Origin of the sequence: Pantoea sp. Pa-EAmG (assembly GCF_030024295.1) — a bacterium.
Classification (GTDB): domain Bacteria; phylum Pseudomonadota; class Gammaproteobacteria; order Enterobacterales; family Enterobacteriaceae; genus Pantoea; species Pantoea dispersa.
On sequence record NZ_JASEWO010000337.1, the window covers coordinates 1 to 1,697 of the forward strand.

At 57.3% G+C, this 1,697-nt stretch carries 1 protein-coding gene; it reads left to right on the plus strand.

The features are described 5' to 3' along the window. Positions 1-1,672 (plus strand): DotA/TraY family protein (locus QMM04_RS22405; RefSeq protein ID WP_282997095.1); only part of this gene is annotated, 1,672 nt, incomplete at its 5' end. Positions 1,673-1,697 lie beyond the last annotated feature (25 nt).

Consider the following 1,697-nt stretch of genomic DNA (forward strand, 5'->3'; position numbering starts at 1 on the left):
CATGATAAGCAGCGGCATGTCGCTGGTCGTGCAGCCCACGGCGCCCTCCACGCGCTCGGCGGCGCGCGCGGTGTTTGAGATGAACCTGTGCAAGTACGCCACGAACCGGGAGCTGTCATCGCTGTACCAGGACGGGCAGGCGCGAACGGCGCTGATGCAGACGAAGGGCGGGAACGGCGACTACACCACGGGCAACGGCAGCGCGGTCTGTGGCAGCGCCCGCATTCCTGAGCCGTCAGAAGGCGTTATGGACAGCCTGTTCGGCTCCGCCGTGAACACCGCCAGCGTGACGGCCGCCTCGCGCAGCGCGCTGGACACGATGCAGTCCACGCTGGACGCGGCGGCGCAGGCGTACGTTGATGCGTACCTGAGTAAGCGCGACCAGGACAGCGGCACGCTCATCGATCCGGAAACCACCATTCAGAACGCGGCGGCCGCCTATGAAACCACGGTCAATAACGCGCTGAACCAGCTCAACTACAAAGACTCGCTGCAGAGCCAGCTGACCACGCAGCTCAGGGCCTATGGCTGGATTTCGCTGGGCGCCTGGTACAACACCTTTGCGACGGCCAACAGCAAAACCAGTGAAGTGGCCAACGCATCGCCGGTCACGTCAGGCACGAGCCTGCACGGCGAAACCGGCACCGGCGACCTGTATCACCAGGTGTTTTCGGCCTACCGGTCTCAGGTGCAGAACAGCACTTACACGGCGCCACTGGGCACGCAGACGGCGAAGGATGATGGTGCAGCTTCCAGTGCTGTTAATCCAGACGCTGTATTCATTAGTATTCTTAAAAATCCAATGCAGAGGATTACAAAGGCAATTGCAACGGTTCAGATTGGCACCCCGGCTGACTTTTCGAGTCAGGTTAACCCTTTGATAAAAATGCAGACTATTGGGAATTACACTCTATTGGCAACAGAAGGCGCGCTGACTACGTATACGCTGGCATATGCCGCGGCATCAGCCACAGACAATTCAGTGCTGGGAAGCGTCGGAAGAATACTTCCTTTTAACCTGACAGCAGCCGCTAAAGATATTTTGGCTCAACTGTCACCACCTTTTTACTTTTTGTTATTACTGTTGTTTGCAGTGGGTTTTTCACTGGCCGTATTCCTGCCGGCAGTCCCTTTCCTGTACTGGATGGTCGGGGTATTTAACTGGTTTGTCAGCGTCATGGTGGGGTGTGCTGCGGGCCCGATGTGGTCTGCGACTCACCTGGGGGCCGAGGAAGATAAAGGCAGCCGCAGCGCGTACGGCTACATCTTCCTTATTGATATGATGCTGCGCCCATCGCTGATGGTGCTGGGATTCTTTTTTGCCTCGGTTGCCGTTATGGCAGGCGGGACAATACTGAACCTGCTGTTTGGTACCGCGCTGGCTAACGCAAACGCCGATTCAATCATAGGGGTGTTTATAATGGCGGGGTGGCTGTTGATTTATGCCCGCATAGCGACCTTCGGCGTGACACGTGTGTTTGGCCTGCAGGCTATGCTGGCTGATTACGTGATCACGTTCCTGGGCGGGGCTGGTATGGCCGGCATCATGGGCGGGCTTGTTGATGACGTTAAGGGGATGTTCGCATCTGCAGGAGGCGGGGCACGGAGGACGCCCGGTCTACAGAAAGCCGCCAATTCTGAAGGTCCCGGTAATAAGGATGGCGTCAGGTAATTATACCTGGCTTTATTTACAGTCA